At 36.8% G+C, this 16,998-nt stretch carries 18 protein-coding genes and 1 pseudogene; 6 read left to right on the plus strand and 13 right to left on the minus strand.

Translation table 11 applies throughout. The features are described from left to right. Positions 1-11 precede the first annotated feature (11 nt). The gene (locus FGL72_RS04080; RefSeq protein ID WP_085699054.1) at positions 12-668 is read right to left on the minus strand and encodes a cyclic nucleotide-binding domain-containing protein; all 657 of its coding nucleotides are present in this window, start codon (positions 666-668) and stop codon (positions 12-14) included. Between the two features lie 105 nt (positions 669-773). Between FGL72_RS04080 and FGL72_RS04085 the strand changes: the two genes are divergently transcribed. The 4 genes from FGL72_RS04085 to FGL72_RS04100 all read left to right on the plus strand — a co-directional run bounded on the left by FGL72_RS04085 (position 774) and on the right by FGL72_RS04100 (position 6,337). Continuing rightward, a complete protein-coding gene (locus tag FGL72_RS04085; RefSeq protein WP_004903809.1) occupies positions 774-1,466 on the plus strand; it encodes a YjjG family noncanonical pyrimidine nucleotidase in 693 nt (230 codons plus the stop codon). A gap of 118 nt (positions 1,467-1,584) precedes the next feature. Continuing rightward, a complete protein-coding gene (locus FGL72_RS04090) occupies positions 1,585-2,955 on the plus strand; it encodes an FAD-dependent oxidoreductase (protein WP_085699052.1) in 1,371 nt (456 codons plus the stop codon). 249 nt (positions 2,956-3,204) lie between these two features. Then, positions 3,205-4,905, plus strand: coding sequence for an alpha-glucosidase (locus tag FGL72_RS04095; RefSeq protein ID WP_085699050.1), 1,701 nt, complete (start codon positions 3,205-3,207; stop codon positions 4,903-4,905). Between the two features lie 40 nt (positions 4,906-4,945). Continuing rightward, complete coding sequence (locus tag FGL72_RS04100) at positions 4,946-6,337, plus strand: glycoside-pentoside-hexuronide (GPH):cation symporter (RefSeq protein WP_012305135.1); 1,392 nt, start codon at positions 4,946-4,948, stop codon at positions 6,335-6,337. Positions 6,338-6,414: 77 nt separating this feature from the next. Here FGL72_RS04100 and FGL72_RS04105 read toward each other — a convergent pair whose 3' ends face one another. The 3 genes and pseudogenes from FGL72_RS04105 to FGL72_RS04115 all read right to left on the minus strand — a co-directional run bounded on the left by FGL72_RS04105 (position 6,415) and on the right by FGL72_RS04115 (position 9,443). Continuing rightward, complete coding sequence (locus FGL72_RS04105; protein ID WP_085699048.1) at positions 6,415-6,732, minus strand: PTS sugar transporter subunit IIB; 318 nt, start codon at positions 6,730-6,732, stop codon at positions 6,415-6,417. 19 nt (positions 6,733-6,751) lie between these two features. Next, positions 6,752-8,053, minus strand: a pseudogene (locus tag FGL72_RS04110) (PTS sugar transporter subunit IIC). Then, entirely contained in the window at positions 8,043-9,443 is a 1,401-nt protein-coding gene (locus tag FGL72_RS04115; RefSeq protein WP_085699044.1) for a glycoside hydrolase family 1 protein, read from the minus strand. Before FGL72_RS04115 ends, FGL72_RS04110 begins: the two are co-directional and overlap by 11 nt. 168 nt (positions 9,444-9,611) lie before the next feature. Here FGL72_RS04115 and FGL72_RS04120 point away from each other — a divergent pair, with 168 nt between their 5' ends. Next, positions 9,612-10,328: a GntR family transcriptional regulator gene (locus FGL72_RS04120; protein ID WP_004906438.1), complete on the plus strand. Its 717-nt coding sequence runs from the start codon at positions 9,612-9,614 to the stop codon at positions 10,326-10,328. 204 nt (positions 10,329-10,532) lie between these two features. Next, a complete protein-coding gene (locus FGL72_RS04125) occupies positions 10,533-11,009 on the plus strand; it encodes an MscL family protein (RefSeq protein ID WP_040176890.1) in 477 nt (158 codons plus the stop codon). A gap of 65 nt (positions 11,010-11,074) precedes the next feature. Here the strand turns inward: FGL72_RS04125 and FGL72_RS09890 are convergent, their stop codons facing one another. The 9 genes from FGL72_RS09890 to FGL72_RS04155 form a co-directional block, all read right to left on the minus strand. Then, entirely contained in the window at positions 11,075-11,200 is a 126-nt protein-coding gene (locus FGL72_RS09890; protein ID WP_004901579.1) for a hypothetical protein, read from the minus strand. Positions 11,201-11,270: 70 nt separating this feature from the next. Next, complete coding sequence (locus tag FGL72_RS04130; protein ID WP_004901582.1) at positions 11,271-11,519, minus strand: GlsB/YeaQ/YmgE family stress response membrane protein; 249 nt, start codon at positions 11,517-11,519, stop codon at positions 11,271-11,273. 98 nt (positions 11,520-11,617) lie between these two features. After that, the gene (locus FGL72_RS09895) at positions 11,618-11,752 is read right to left on the minus strand and encodes a hypothetical protein (protein ID WP_004901585.1); all 135 of its coding nucleotides are present in this window, start codon (positions 11,750-11,752) and stop codon (positions 11,618-11,620) included. A gap of 40 nt (positions 11,753-11,792) precedes the next feature. Next, positions 11,793-11,918 carry a hypothetical protein gene (locus FGL72_RS09900; RefSeq protein WP_004901588.1) on the minus strand — a complete coding sequence of 42 codons (126 nt, stop codon included), beginning with the start codon at positions 11,916-11,918 and terminating at the stop codon, positions 11,793-11,795. A gap of 96 nt (positions 11,919-12,014) precedes the next feature. Further along, positions 12,015-12,518, minus strand: coding sequence for a pyrophosphohydrolase domain-containing protein (locus FGL72_RS04135; protein WP_012305131.1), 504 nt, complete (start codon positions 12,516-12,518; stop codon positions 12,015-12,017). 31 nt (positions 12,519-12,549) lie between these two features. Further along, positions 12,550-13,437 carry a phytoene/squalene synthase family protein gene (locus tag FGL72_RS04140; RefSeq protein ID WP_040176881.1) on the minus strand — a complete coding sequence of 296 codons (888 nt, stop codon included), beginning with the start codon at positions 13,435-13,437 and terminating at the stop codon, positions 12,550-12,552. Then, on the minus strand, positions 13,437-14,921 hold the full coding sequence (locus FGL72_RS04145; protein ID WP_085699042.1) for a phytoene desaturase family protein: 1,485 nt from the start codon (positions 14,919-14,921) through the stop codon (positions 13,437-13,439). The genes FGL72_RS04140 and FGL72_RS04145 overlap by 1 nt, the downstream gene beginning before the upstream one ends. Before the next feature lie 122 nt (positions 14,922-15,043). Next, positions 15,044-15,889, minus strand: a complete 846-nt coding sequence (locus FGL72_RS04150) for an aldo/keto reductase (RefSeq protein ID WP_040190209.1) — start codon at positions 15,887-15,889, stop codon at positions 15,044-15,046. A 64-nt stretch (positions 15,890-15,953) separates the two neighbouring features. Continuing rightward, positions 15,954-16,829 (minus strand): SDR family oxidoreductase, encoded by an 876-nt coding sequence (locus FGL72_RS04155; RefSeq protein WP_146992775.1) that lies wholly within the window; start codon positions 16,827-16,829, stop codon positions 15,954-15,956. Positions 16,830-16,998: the final 169 nt, after the last annotated feature.

Raw genomic sequence — 16,998 nt, forward strand, 5'->3', positions numbered from 1 at the left:
TCTGTACTGTTTTAGCGCGAAATAGCTTTGCCAGCTAATTGTTTTAGTTTTGCAGTATTGACTTGGTAACGATTACGCCCGACTTTTATCAATAGCTGTGCCGTTTCAAACTGCTGATAGGTGTTTAATAGGTGCCTGTAACTGGTACCAAGATAAGCCATCACAACAGCGTGCGGTTCGCTATATTCACCGCGATAAGTATCAGCTAAAATAAATGATGCTAAACGAAATTTGAACGGGTACGATTGGCCAACAATCATCATGTCTGTACGCTCTAATAGTTTTCTTGTCAGGTATTGGTTCATGTTTTTTAAGTAGTCAACGTTAGTTAATAAATACTGATTGACCAGTACATTAGGTATTGTGATACACGTTGTATCCCCAATAGCAATAACCTGTTTTGAAGTATTTTCAGTCGTTAAAAATTCTAGTTCACCTATCCAATCATTGGGCTTTAGAAATTGAATCAAATTGGTCTGGCCTTCTTGTGATAAAAAAATGACTTTTGCACGACCCTTAACCATATAATATAGTCTGGCCGTGTGGTTATTGCTTTCTGAGGTGGTAATTATGTCTCCGTTTTTAAAATGTGTTAAAAAACTACCGTTAACGACTGCCGATGGTAGAAATTGTAATTGATTATCTTCAATAATTTTGACATCAAGCATAGTTACTCCAAATGTGCATTATAGCATATTGTTATTTTAACATATTCAGTATACTTACTTGTACTAGCAAAAAGATTGAACGATTGAACAGGAGCTATAATAACGATGCTTAAAAATATTATATTTGATTTGGATGACACCCTTTTAGATTTTAAACGTGGTGAATATGAAGGGTTACGTGACATTTTTATTGCCCAAGGGATCAAAGATTTAGACAAGGTTTTCCAAACCTATAACAAAATAAACACACAAGTATGGCTCCAAATTGAAAATGGGCATCCAGCACAACCATTACTTAACACCAGATTTTCAGACACACTTGCCCAATTCGGTATATCAGCTGACGGTGGGCAATTAGAAAAAACTTATCGCGCTAAACTAAACCAAAATTATCATGTTATCCCAGGAGCTATAGAGTTGCTTGATAGCCTGAAACAACAAAACTATCAACTTATCGTTGGCACAAATGGCGTTGCCAAAACACAATATGCGCGGTTACAAGGTGCAGGTTTAATGCCCTATTTTGATGATGTTTTCATCTCAGAAGAAATCGGTTATAACAAGCCTAATCCACAATTCTTTACCCATATATTAAAACATGGGCATCATATAACCCGAAATAATACTGTCATGGTTGGTGATCGTTTATCTGCAGATATACAAGGGGCAGTAAATGCTGCATTACCAAACATATGGTTTAATCCACGTAATGAACAATCAAGTACTACGATTCAGCCTGATTATGTTGCGCAAAACTATCATGATATGTTGACAATCATTACGCAAAACATGTCTTAACCTTAGAATTTATACAAGTCTTTTGTTACGGGTTTTTCATACCGCAAATATGCTGCAGTTATTCGAAACTTTCATTACAAGCGCAACTGTTTTACAATGATGTTAAGGAGGACATAAGATGTCAAAGACAAAAGTTATTGTAGTTGGTGCTTCACACGGTGGACACCAAGCTATTTTAGAGTTAACGCGTCAATATCCTGAGCTTGATATTAAGTTATTTGAAGCCGGAGATTTTGTGTCATTCATGTCATGTGGGATGGAACTTTATCTGGAAGATAGTGTAACTAACGTCAATGATGTTCGCAATTTCAGTCCGGAAAATATCAGTCACCTCGGTGCAGAAATTTATAATAACAGCGAAGTCATCGCAATCAATACACAACAGAAAACTGTAACAGTCAGGGACACAACGGCTAATCAAACACAAGAATATGATTATGACAAGTTGATACTAAGTTCTGGCGTTACACCTAAACGATTGCCAGTTGCCGGTAGTACACTTGAAAACGTTTATTTAATGCGTGGCAAAGATTGGGCGACAAAAATAAAAGCCAAATTGGAAGATCCCTCAGTTCAAAACATTACAGTGGTTGGTGCTGGTTATATTGGCATTGAGGCTGTAGAAGCAAGCGTCAAAGCAGGTAAAAACGTGACACTCATAGATGTCATCGATCGTCCTTTGGGTAACTATTTAAATGCACCGCTAACAACCATCATAGAAAAGGAACTAAAAGATAATGGTGTGACCGTTGTTACTGGCGCCAACATTCAAAGTTTTGAAGGTCAAGATAAAGTCACTGCTGTTAAGACCAACAACAATAATTATCCGACAGATCTGGTCATTCAAGCTGTTGGTGTTCAACCAAATACAAGTTGGTTAGATGGCGTTGTTGCACTTGATAATCGTGGCTGGATTAAGACTGATGAGTATTTACGCACGAATGTATCAGATGTATATGCTGTTGGAGATGCTGTTCTCTCCTACTCGATACCTGCACAAACTAAATTACCTATTGCTTTGGCATCAGTCGTTCGTCGTCAGGTACGTTATGTGATTACCCACTTGTTTGAAAATCAACCTGCATTACCTTTTAATGGTGTTGTGGGATCATCTGCATTGAGTGTCTTTAATTATAAATTTGCCACGGCCGGTTTAAATACAACTACAGCAGAAAAGGCTAACGTAACATTGCGGAGTGCATATTATCAAGATCAATTAAGACCAAATTATGTGCCCAAAAGTAAAGGAAACTGTGATGTCTATGTCACCTTAGATTATGAGCCACAAACTCATCGTCTTTTGGGCGGCGCAGTTCTCTCTACTTATGACATTACTGCCCAGGGCAATGTCATTGCGCTAGCTATTCAACATCATCTCCGCTTAGAAGATTTAGCTGAAGCAGACTTTTTCTTTCAACCAGAATTTGACCGTCAATGGAGTCTACTCAACTTAGCAGCACAACATGCCCTCGGAGAACCAGCTTTTTAAAATGTAAAACAATACGATTACGCTAAAGATTTTAGAAGTGATTACCAACAATGGTAATCACTTTTTTGTATACATCAATTGCCAATAAATGATAAATAATAAAATGTAAGCGCTTGCATTTTATTATTTTAAGCTATATAATTGTGGCATAACTTGGAACGTTCCATTTAGTATGTGATATTTATTTATCCTACAGCTAGTTATTTAAAGCATCGAATACGCACGAACTAACAAAAGGAGTAACCTATTATGACTTATGATAAGTGGTGGCAAAAGGCTGTTGTCTATCAAATTTATCCAAAAAGTTTTCAAGATAGCAATAACGATGGCGTCGGAGATATACAAGGTATTATTAATCGTTTACCCTATATCAAAGCATTAGGTGTTGATGTCATTTGGCTAAACCCTATCTATCAAACACCGGATATTGATGGCGGCTATGATATTTCTGATTATCAAAGTATCAATCCGCAACTGGGTACGATGTCTGACTTTGAGTCGTTAATTAGCGAAGCCCATCATCTAGATGTGAAAATCATTATGGACTTAGTAGTGAATCACACGTCATCTCAACATGAGTGGTTCCAAAAAAGTATGGTCAGCAAGTCAGCAACAAACAAATATCGTGATTATTATGTTTGGCGAGACCCAGTAAACGGACACGAACCAAATAATTGGGGCTCTTTTTTTTCGGGTCCTGCATGGACGTATGATGAGCCTACTGGTCAATATTACTTGCATTTATTCACAAAAGAACAACCTGATTTAAACTGGGATAATCCTGATGTTAGAGAATCTATTTTTGCAATGATGAATTGGTGGGCAGACAAAGGTATCGACGGATTTAGAATGGATGTCATTTCACTGATTTCTAAACCTAAGAATTTACCTGATGCCCCAGTCGAAGAAAATGATACCTACGGTAACCCAGGCGTAGTAGTTTCTAACGGTCCACGTGTCCATCAGTATATTCAAGAAATGAACCAAAAAGTGCTCTCAAAGCATCATTGGATGACGGTTGGAGAAACAACTGGTGTCACGACTGATGAAGCAAAAAGGTATGCAAGTTTGGATGGAAACGAACTGAACATGCTTTTTCAATTTGAACATGTTGGCTATGATGGCAACTCAAATGCAGCTTTAGGACAATTTTCCGGATACAAACCAACGTTGCATGACATCAGAAAGAGTCTCGTAAAATGGCAAAAGGCCTTTGCTGGTAGTGCTTGGACTAGTTTGTATTGGAGTAACCATGATCAGCCAAGGGCTGTATCCTGGTTTGGCAATAAAGCTCCGGAATTTCGCGACTTATCAGCTAAAATGCTGGCAGCACTCCTCCATTTCATGCAAGGCACACCGTATATTTATCAAGGTGAAGAACTTGGCATGACCAATAATGATAACTTTCAAGATATTTCACAATATCGTGATGTTGAAGCAATCAACCTATACCGTACTACCGTGCTAGAAAAAGGTTTGGCAACCTCAAATGACATGCTAGATTATCTTCGCGTACATTCTCGCGACAATGCAAGAACGCCTATGCAATGGGGTAACCAGTTATATGCTGGATTCAGCGCGCATAAACCTTGGTTAGAAGTTAATCCTAATTATAAAACCATTAATGCCGAGGCCGCCCTTGAAAATCAAAATTCCATCTTTTATTTTTACCAACAACTCATTGCCTTACGTCACAAATTGCCTGTCATCACAAATGGCCGATTTGATCTTGTAGCAAATAATGAAACAGATGATCACATTTTTGCCTATACGCGACAAAACAGTGACATGGTATTACTCATCATTGCTAATTTCACCGACAAAACGGTCAACCGGCACTTTGATTTACCAAAACATTATAAGTGTCTCATTCAAAATTATCATGATGATTTGTTAGATATAATCCGTCCATACGAAGTTAAAGTTTATCAATATGCCCCGAACGCTTAATGTTTCCATAGAAAATTAATGAATAAAGAAGGTTATTATTATGGCAAGTAATGTAAGTATTGAACAAAATAGCGGCAAGCTACCTTGGAATGAGCGTCTAAGCTATGGTATTAGTGATTTTGCTTGTAGCTTTAGCTTTAACCTTGTTGGCACCTATTTAATGTATTTTTATACTGATGTATTCGGTATTACAGCTAGTGCCGTCGGTACTTTAATGCTCGTAGCCCGCGTTATTGATGCTATTGACGGCCCAATTTGGGGGATTTTAATTGATCATACACACACAAGATGGGGGAAAAGTCGACCTTATTTTTTGTGGTTTAATGCCCCCTTCACTTTTTTCTCCATTCTTTGCTTCACAACGCCCGACTTACCCATGACTTGGAAAATTGTCTGGGCCTATGTCACCTATATTGGTGTAGACGTTTTATATTCAGCCATCAATATTCCATTAACATCAATTTTACCAAGTATGACAACTGATCCAAAAGAACGTGTTTTACTATCAACAATCCGTTCGTTGTTCTCTAACTTTGGTGGTACTTTAATATCCGTTATTGCCTTACCCTTAGTTACACTGATTGGTGGTAAAGATCAAAGCCGCGGTTTTTTCTGGGTAGCTGTACTAGGCGCCTCAGTATTCTTTGTACTCTATCTAGTCGCGTTTTTCAACTTAAGAGAACACGTTCAGACACGTTCATCGCAACAAGCTTTGCCAATTAAAGAGTCTTTAAAAGCACTAAAAAGAAATTGGCCTTGGTTAATTGTTGTTTTGGAAATTTTTATTTATTGGATTGGCATGAGTGCTAAGGGACAGGTAACGATGTACTTCTTCAAGTATAATCTAAACGCCCCAGGTTTAATTCCGTTAGCGCTATTCTTTAATGCAGCAGGTATCATTTCGGTTTTCTTAACGCCATATGTGGTTGGCAAATTAGGCAAGAAGAATACCATGCTGGCTGGGTTATTTATTGGCATTATTGGTCAAGCCATTCTAGGCATTGGCGCCCATATGTTAAATATTCCAATTGTTATTATTGGTATAATCGTCGGTAATTTTGGTAATGGCTTTGTGGGTGCACTACCAGCGGTATTGTTATCTGATGCTGTTGATTACGGCGAATGGAAAAACGGCGTACGTGCAGAAGGTATTGTCACTTCAGCCTCCAGTTTTACCGCTAAATTTGGTATGGGATTAGGTGGCGCAATCACAGGTTGGCTTTTAGCACTGGGACAATATGTTCCAAATAAGACGCAAAGTGCCTCTTCGCTGTTGAGTATCGAATTTAATTACGTTTGGATTCCTCTCATCGCTCTCTTTATTGGATTTATGCTTGTCGTTTTTTATAATTTAACTGCAGAGAAAGAAAAGCAGATGAATCAAGATTTAGCAATTAAACATCAGCGTGAAAACGATGAATATTCAATGTAGTCACAAACAAAAAAACGCCATTTTGGCGTTTTTTTGTTTGTGTTATATTTTTTGTAACACAATGGTATGGTAACAAGTTAATTCAACAAATCGAGTGCTTGTTTCAAAACGCGTTCACCATTCATCAGACCATAATCTTGCATACTGATTACAACCAAAGGAATGTTTCGTTCTGATAACTTTGCTTTAAAGTCATCCGCCATATAACTAACTTGTGGTCCTAACATCACACAGTCGACCTGTCGACTAGCCAGTTCTTGGTCAAAACCAGAAACAGCCGTCGCAAAAATATCAACATCAACTTTTAACGTTTCAGCTGATTTCTTCATTTTACTCACAAGTAAACTGGTACTCATACCAGCTGCGCAACATAGCATAATTGTTTTTTTTGACATAATAGTCTACTCCTATTTCTTAACGTTGCTTGGCCAAAACAGCCTCGCTTATCTTCATAAATGGTATATAAAACAAGACTCCAACGGTAAAACTAATAACTTGAACAACAATGGCTCGCCAATCGCCACCAGTTGCCAAAAAGCCATTAAGCAACGGCGGTGTCGTCCATGGCACTAATACCACCGTTTTATTCATTAGACCAAGGACAGTAGCAGAATAGGCAATTAACAACGAAATAATTGGTGTTAAAACGAATGGAATGAGTAGTGGAATATTAAAAACAATAGGATACCCATAAATAACTGGCTCGTTAATATTAAAAATACCAGGGACTATGGACAGTTTAGTAACTTCTCGACTTGCTTTGACTCGCGAGAATATGAACGTAACAACTAATAAACACAAGGTACTACCAGTCCCACCCATCATACCAAACGTATCTCTGAAAACACTGGTAATAATATATGGTACATGATCCCCGGCTGCGAAAGCCTGCATATTTTTATTTGTATTAATCAATAGTACCGGATCCAATAACGTCCCATTTATTACAGCCTGATGTATGCCAAATCCAAATAGTAGATTACCCACTGTGTAAATTAATAAAAAGCCAGGCAGACTGGTATTTACGCGTCGTAAAGGTTCTTGAATAATCGTTGTAATCAGCTTGATAAGATCAGTATGAAACACAACCAGTAAGACTGCAGAAATAATGGCCAAGATTGCAATAACAACTATGGTTGGAATCAACGTGAGAAAAGAGGCACTAACTGCTGGTGGTACGTTTTCGCCAAGATTAATTTTTATTTTTTCAATCCTAGACAGCTTGATAAATAATTCAGCGGCAAATAAACCAATAATAATGCCTGCAAACATACCTGTCACACCAATATTACTATAAGACAAGAAACCTGATATATCAACTAGTTTCTTTGTCCCCACTGGTAACGCTTGTATCGTTGTCGGCATCACGACAATTAAACCAGCTAATGCAACAATTGCTGTACCTAATGCATTTTTGTAATTACGATTTTGTGCTAGACAATAAGCAACAACTGGTGCAATCAGTAGTCCAGCTATATTTAGCGTACCATTAACTATCAGATTTCCAAAAGTTTGGTAATTTGTTAATAAACTGCCCTTTAAGAATAGTGGAAAAAACACATTGTTAATCAATACACCTAAACCGGCCAAAATAAATAAAGGCATAATCATCGCAAAAGCGTCCCTTAAGGATCTTAGATAAATTTAATTTCCCACTTTGATAGAAATTTGCGTGAACCTTTCTATGAAGCGTTGCCAAAGATTTTTAGTCGTCATTATACACTTCTCCTTTCTGACTCAGCTGAGTATCTTTTTCAGCTATGAACTTTTTAAACCAAAAATAACTTTTTTTAGGAATGCGTTTGAGATCTTTTGTATCTTTATTTGTACGATTAACATAGACTAGACCATACCTTTTTTCAACATTCCCTTTTGAACTTGGAATATCAATTAATCCCCAACCTAAATACCCAATAACATTTGCGCCATCTATCTCAATGGCTTTACACATTTCGTTAATATGCTCTTGATGATATGCTATACGGTAATCATCGTTAATCATGTTTTTGCCATCGTAATGTTCAATCGCACCAATACCATTTTCTGCAGCTAAAATTGGTAAATTATAGCGATTATGCATTTTTGTAATTGTATTTCTAAAGCCTATTGCATCAATTTGCCAACCAAAATCAGACGTCTTTAGGTTGACGTTAGCAATATGCCCATCTGACATAAATGTATTTGGTGCACGCTTGTTATCGATTAAGTTACTATCAATAACCAAACTATAATAATAACTGAAAGCTAGAAAGTCGCTGGTTATATTGGGATAGTTCAACGCAGCTTGTTCCAATTCATCAAGCAGTTGCGTGAAACCATGTTTTTGCATATACTTGATCACTTCTGGTGAACGTTTACCTGTAGCAAAAAAACTGAGAAAATCTTCATTTATAAATTCCATTGCTTTACGTGTATACATCACATCGTTAGGTAGTTGAGATGCTGGATACATTTCTTGATAGGCAACCATCCCACCAACTTTAAGGTTCGAAAAGTGATGTATATAATCAGCAATTTCAACATAAGCAATGAGCGAGTTGTTGGCTATTTTGTACAGCTCAGTAAGCGTTTGTTCCCCGACCAAATAACCCGAATTGCCAAACCCTTCTGCAAAGGTCATACAATTTTGTTCATTAATCGGAATCCAGTAAGGCACCTTTTTAGCAAATTTATCAATTACAATTTTGGCAAATCGTACAAAAGCTTCTCTGACATGATCACTGATAAGTCCATTAAATCTTTGCGCTAGCGATAGCGGCATATCAAAATGATATAAGCAAACAATTGGTGTAATATCTTGGGCTATTAAGTCATCAATAAATTGTTCATAGAATTTTAGTCCTTGTTCATTAACAGCGCCATCACCATCTGGGATAACACGTGACCAAGAGATTTGAAATCTATAAGCATTCATTCCGGCATGCTTCATCAAAACAAAATCTTCTTTATACTTGTGGTACGAATCAATTGCAATCTTAAAGTCGCTTTGTTCCTGACTAGCTTGCTTAATATCGTAAACTGATGGTCCCTTTCCCGCTATATTCCAAGCGCCTTCGGTTTGCATACTTGAAACCGAATTACCCCATAAAAACCGTTTTTTTACCATAAAACATAACCTCCGCATAAAAAATAAGTAACTTATACACGTATTATCTCGCTTTTATATAATTTGTCAATACAAATTATATATTTATATTTACAACATAAGAATATATATTTATCTATATAAAATATGGTATTATAGTGTTGATTAACTAGAAAAAGGATTTCCAGTATGAGCTTATACCAACAAGTTGCAAAAAAATTACGTCAGCGCATCGAAGCAGGTAATTACCAACCAGGCGAAGCATTACCGAGACAAGCTGAATTAGCACTAGAATTTAATACATCTCGCGTCACAATCCAGAAGGCACTAGACATTCTTTTTAACGATAACTTAATTATTAGGAAACAAGGTAGTGGTACGTACGTCTCGCCCACTTATTCTTCAGCGCTAGACATTATTTCATCTCAATATGGTGGTACAACACAGTTATTTGCTGGCAAAGCAACTGTTTCAACACAAGTATTGCACTTTGAAATTCGCCTGCCAACAGATGAAGAAAGTCAAAAACTGCATATTGAAAGTACAATACCTGTGTATGATATCTACCGCTTAAGAAAATTAGATAATAATCCATACGAATTAACTAAATCTATCATGCCGTTATCTGTCATTTCAAATTTAACTAAGGAAGTTGCAGAGCGTTCTATTTTTGCCTTTATCCAGCATGATTTAGGACTCGAAATCGGTAATGCTGTTCGACGAATAAGTGCAGACAAAACGAAAAATGACGATATCCAATACCTTGACTGTGAAACGCACGACCCTATTTTGCAAGTCTCACAAACTGTTAGTTTAAAAGATGGTCGTATATTCGAATATGCACAGACACGTCACCGCTATGATAAAGGAAGCATTGTAGTATTTAATAAAGTGCCAATGGTTTAACGTTACATGACATCAAAAACTGGCTATGTTATAATAAATCCGTAGCAATGGTCGATTGTATGTATAAATCGCCTACAAGTATAATAGGCGCGCAATTTTCTTAAACATGTTAATGAATGGCCATCGAATATGGTGGTCATTTTTATTGTTACTACGAGTATCTTGCACGTAACTAAGATCATGACATCTATCTAAGAGGACATTATGAAAAATCCCCAACAATTTTTTAAAGCACAAACGAACCAAGTCATCAATAAATCAACTGAATCTTTTGGCCAATTCAAACAATTTCTTTTTGCCCCAAACCTGTTAACATTTGTTATCTCAGTTGTTGTTGGTAATAGTTTTGGTGCAACAGTCAAGGAATTAGTCAACACTGTTTCTGGTGTATTAGCCTTTGTACATCTATGGCTTTTTTCAAAATCACATGTCATGAACTATACCTTCATCACAAAACCCTTTGGTGCATTTTTTAATAGTTTAATTACGATGATTTTTATTGCTTTTATTGTTTTTTATACAATAAAATTTATCAATGATACTTTAATTGTCAACTCAGTTGATAAGTGGGGATATAATCAAGCACACGCTGATGCACTAAAACTCCAGCAACAAAACGAAAAAACAATTGCACTTCAACACCAAATTCTTGAACAATTAAAAAAACGCAATGACCGATAGTTTGTCTGCATTAATGTAACAAAAAAGCACAACGACTAACGTTGTGCTTTTTTGTTACATTAATATTAATCCGCTTTTTTATAATCAGCGTTTTTCGGATTGTGTTCAAACACATCTTCCTTATCCGTTGAGTTTGGATCGTCTTTTTTATTTTGCTTCTTTACATCAATATCTTCTTCGTTATTAGTCATGTGATTATTCTCCTTTTTATATCTGTACAAACAGCTTAGTCAAGTTATAACCTGTCGACTATGGTAACTACTATTTACTTGTTTTGCTTGTAATCCATGAAACAATAAGTACCAGAATTACCGCACCGATTATCGAAGGAATTAGAGCCATACCAGCAAGACTTGGGCCCCATGCACCTAGTAAATGCTCGCCAAGCCAAGAACCAACTAATCCTGCAACAATATTGCTAACCCATCCCATGGCTGCACCACGACTAGTAATGGCACCAGCAATAGCACCGATAATTGCGCCAACAATAAGTGTCCATATCAATCCCATAATACCCTCACTTTCTAGTTCCTTTTAGAACTATTATCCATTATACTACTACAGGATGATTTAATCAATTACGCATGTATCTCATCATTTTATAGCGTTTAACCATGAATCTGGTCTTCCAGCTTGTCACCAGCTTTATCAATACTTTTTGCAGTGAAAATAGTTCCCGCCACAACAATTCCACCAACAATAAGGCTCGAGGCAACCATAAATTTAAAAATAGACTTCAGCATATACTATTCCTCCATTAATCTTAACTTTAGTTATACACCCTTATTTTTTCTCAATTTTAGGGCGTGTCGCTTTAATTTCATGATAAACACTGAACATCAGTTGTGCAACAGCAAGTAAAAGTGATAACTTACTCCAAAATCCCGTTCCGGTTCTTAATTTTTTCATAATAAACACCTCTTTCTGCTTCTGGTATTTCTAACCTTGCCCTAATTATACCCTTTTAAACGCTTATTTTCAAACAAGCTGTATATTGGTCACCTATCAAGACTGCCGTTGCGTAGTGATTACCTGTTTAATCTGTCTCTCTGGTGCGTACTTCTCTGCCCAACGCACTGGCTTGAGAACTTTATTAGTGACCTTATCACGATGAACTGTACCATCAGGAAATAATTTCTGCATGTTCGCATTGTGTATAATATCTAATATTTCGGTTGGATCAACACCCATTAAAACATAACTGCCAAATGATAAATAAATAATGTCTCCAAGTGAATCAGCTTGTTGCACAATGACATCATTTTGGTTCATTCCCTTAGTCATAATTTTCTCTTTTGCAGCCAGTAAACGTCGATTAATTTCTTGAAATGTTTGCGCTATTTCCTCCTCTTTATCACAATTACTTACTGCGAGTTCAGTTAGTTCTTCCAAAATAAAACCAACTCGGTTCATCAGGTCAGCCTGCTGTAATTTTTTTGGCGCGGCTGGTTCTCGATCATCAAAAAAGCGGTGAAACGCTTGCGCTTGGTTATAAAGTTGATTGGTCATTAGTTGTTCCCCCCACAAAATAGGTTATGGTTTATGCCACAATATATTTCACCGCAATTGCTTGAAATAACATTATTTTTTCAGTTCGTGTGACAAATACTCTTTGGTCTGACAATTCAAATTTGTTAGCTATCATTTTCAATAATATTTTTTTATAAACTTCTATTGACAATTCAAGGGCAAATTGCGATGTTTTGTTATCTAAATGTTTTATTATTTTTGCACTACAGTTATAGTGACTGATAGCAATGTCACTGAGCTGTTGTAATGCTTTTTTTATATCCTGTTCTTTTTTCAGCATGATATCTTCGCTGGATAACTCGGCATCGAATTGTAACAACGATTTTGGTATAAAACAACGCTGCGCCAACAAATCTTCATGGAAATCTCTAATAATGTTAGTTAATTGCAAGGCTATGCCAACGTTGATAATATCTTGCTTCATCATTTGAATAGGTTTTCCCGATAAAATGGTGTAAATCATACAACCTACCGTACCAGCAACTTGATAACAATAGACTTCAAGCTCTTGGACAGTTTCAAATGAGACATGATTGAGATCTGACTTTTGCCCAGCAATCATATCAAGCATATCTTGCGCATCTATATCAAACACATGGAATATGTAAGCAACTTTTTCGCCAATTGTAGAAAGAGAGGTCACAATAATGTCGTGAGCAATCATTGCAGTCTGCCAACTATTGACCAACGCATTGAAAGCATCTGCGTTTCCTGTATCGGCAGCATCATCTAATTGTCGCAAAAAATCATATAAAACAAAGATACTAAACGCTTGATAACGCGGTAATCTTGAAAAGGCGAAGTAAAAAGACGATGATTTCTTTTTTATTGCCTGTCGACTATCTAATAAATGCACTAACACTGAGTCAATGGCTTGCTTTTTTGCTTTTGTATTCATTAATTATCCTTCATCACTTCCCTCGCCGCTAATTCGCCACTAGTAATGACAATAGGTACACCAGCACCAGGGTGGACGCTAGCACCAGCAAAATAAAGATTATCAATCTTAGCATGTTTGTTGTGTGGTCTAAAGTAATTACTCTGTTTAAGCGTTGGTTTTAAACCAAATGTTGACCCAAAAGCACTATTATATCTAGATTCAAACGTTTTAGGTGTGTAAATATTTTTGTAAATAATGTGGCGCGATAAACCTTCTAGCGCTAACTCGTTTTCAACTTTAGCAATGATTTTCTCAGCAAACAGATCAATCTGTTCCTTATCCCAGTTATTATTTTCTTTTAAATTAGCTACTGGTACTAATACATAAAGCGCTGACTGATTATCTGGGGCAAAAGTGTCATCAATCACACTTGGATTGTAAACATAAAATGAAGGGTCTTCAGGTAGTATGCCATGATCAATGTCTGCAACATTTTTCTCGAAGTCACTAGCCATTTTAATTGTATGTAGCCGTAATTCATCATATTTTTTGTCAACGCCTAAATATAGCAAAAAACAAGACATTGAGTAATCCATTTTTTCGATTTTTTCCTGCTTATATTTACCTTTTGCCTTGTCGGCTACCCCTAACAAGTTTGTCATTGTGTATGGGAAATCGGCATTAGCAACTACCGCATCAGCGGTTTTAAATTCTTCATTAATTTTAAGCCCGGTAACATGCTTTTGATCAGAAACCGCAATTTCTTGAACTTCAGCTTGATAGACAATTTGCCCGCCTAACTCTATAAATCGTTTTTCTAAGGCTTTAGCATATTGAAACATGCCGCCTTTAATAAACCAAACGCCATAAATGAGTTCAATCATCGGGATAATGTTGTAAATGGACGGCCCGTTAAATGGTGAGATACCAATATATAGCGTTTGAAACGACATCAAATACTGTAAGTTAGTACTTGAAATATTTTTTTTAATTGCAGCATAAGACGAAGAAAATGTTTTAAGTTGGTACGCATGCCAAAGTGTTTTCAGATTAAAAAAATCGCGTGGGCCACGAAAACTTTGATAAATAAAGTTATTCTTAGCATTAATATATTTGCCATAAATATCTGTTAAATATTTAAGAAAGCCTAGCATTTCAGTTTCACCTTGTGCTTCAAACACCTTGGCGATGTCGGCTAAATCAGAAGATAAGGGAATCTTTTCGCCATCCGTCCAAACATCCATAAACGGATTAACGCGTATCATGGTGAAATAATCTTCATAATTAACCCCTGTATCGGCAAAAGGTTTTTTATAAATATCAGGCATCATAACTATTGTCGGTCCAGTATCAAACTTAAAGCCATCGGCTTGAATGGTATCCATTTTACCACCGGGATGATCATTTTTTTCATAAATCGTGACCTGGTAACCCTCACTCTGTAAATAGATACCAGTAGTTAATCCACCAACACCGGCGCCTACTATTGAAATGTTCTGCATTATATCTCCCCCTTTTCAATATACCATTATACCTTACTTCAACTTTTAAAAATTATTTTGGCTTTGTGACAATGCGGGAAAAATAAAAAAGAGACTGTCAAAGTCTCCAAATTGTCTAAACCTTAAACAAATTCTTCATAAGTTTTGGGATCTTGGTTATCAACACGACCGTCTGCTCTTCCAAGCTGATCCAGTTGTTTCATATCATCACTTGTTAACTGAAAATCAAAAACGTTAAGATTGGCGCGTTGATTTTGTGGGGATGCAGATTTAACAACGGGCAAAATACCTCGTTGTAATAGCCACTTAATAATAATTTGTCCATTATTTTTATTGTACTTTTCAGCAAGTATGTTGATCGTTGCTTCCGATAATTCAGCCTGATTACCACGTCCTAAAGGACTCCAAGCTTCTGTTAAAATATTGTACTTTTGATTGATTGCAACCAAATCTTTTTGTGGCCAGTATGGATGAATTTCATTTTGATTGACTGCTGGTACAACACCAGTGGCTTTGATAATCTTATCTAAATGCGCTTTTTCAAAATTAGATACCCCAATAGATCTGACCAAACCTCTTTTTTTAGCTTCAATAAGTGCTTGCCAAGCTTCAATATAGTTATCACGTTTCGGCAATGGCCAATGAATCAGATACAAATCTAAATAATCCAAGCGTAAACGTAAAAGTGATTCTTCGATTATTTTCAATGCATCATCAAAATGATGATATTGACCTGGTAGTTTTGTGGTCACATAAAACGCCGAACGCGGTAGGCCCGACTGCCTAATAGCCTCACCAACTGCCCCTTCACTATCGTAATTTGTAGAAGTATCAATTAATCGGTAGCCGCTTTGAATGGCATTAAGGATTTGGTTAACACCTTGCGCCCCACGAACTTGAAATGTGCCTAATCCAATTTTTGGTAAAAAATGCCCGTCATTAAGTTCATATCGTTCTTCTTGCCACATAATAATTAGTCTCTCCTTTTTCAAATTTAACTGCTAACCATAAGATTTGATTGGCAATATTTAACTATTTTAAACCACCGGTGACATTAATCGATTCACCTGTCACATAACTGGCTTCATCAGACGCTAAGAAAACATATGCACCCGCAATCTCAGAGGGTTGACCCGCCCGACCAATTGGTGTGTTTTGCCCAAATTCAGGAATGTTTTCGGGCAACTGGCCACCTGAGACCTGTAATGGTGTCCAGACAGGACCTGGTGCAACACTATTAACACGAATCCCACGATTAGCTAATTGTTTTGCTAAACTCCTTGTGGTATTTTTAATTGCCGCCTTTGTGCCTGCGTAATCTACTAAGAAAGCAGCTGGCTGCTCAGCTTGAATAGAATTTGTTGTGATAATACTACTATTTGGCTGTAAATGCGGTAATGCTGCTTTAACTAACCAAATCATACTAAACACATTTGTCGTATAAGTATCAATTAATTGCTGTGTTTTCAATTGCAAAACGTCTTGTACTGCTTGCTGCTTACCTGCAACCATCACTAAAACATTAATATCTCCCAAAAACGTGACTGCTTCGGTAACTAACTGTTGATTGAATGCCTCTGACTTTAAATCACCAGCCACTAGCTTAATACGCCTACCTAATGATTCAACGATGCCTTTAACTTCTAATGCATCACTTTCTTCTTCGGGCAAATAGTTTAAAACAATGTCAGCGCCTTCATGGGCATAGGCAATAGCAACAGCGCGGCCAATACCAGAATCACCACCAGTAATGACTGCTTTCTTATGCTTCAACCGATTATGCCCAACATATGTTGTGGCTCCATCATCAGGAATCGGTGACATCTGACTCTGTATACCTGGTTCTTTTTGACTTTGTGTGGGAAAACCATGTTGATTGTACAAGTTGTGTTTTTCTTTTTCCGCCATGACGCGCCTCCTTGAAAACCTACTTTAAACAATATCAAACAATACTGTATCGTTATCCAACAATATAACATTTTATGAAAACACTTTCAAAATTTTAAACCTGTACTTTACGATAACTATGACTCTCACGCCAAACTAAAAATGCCTATGCTATAATATATCGCAGGAG

The sequence above is a fragment of the Leuconostoc citreum genome (assembly GCF_007954785.1).
GTDB classification, from domain to species: domain Bacteria; phylum Bacillota; class Bacilli; order Lactobacillales; family Lactobacillaceae; genus Leuconostoc; species Leuconostoc citreum.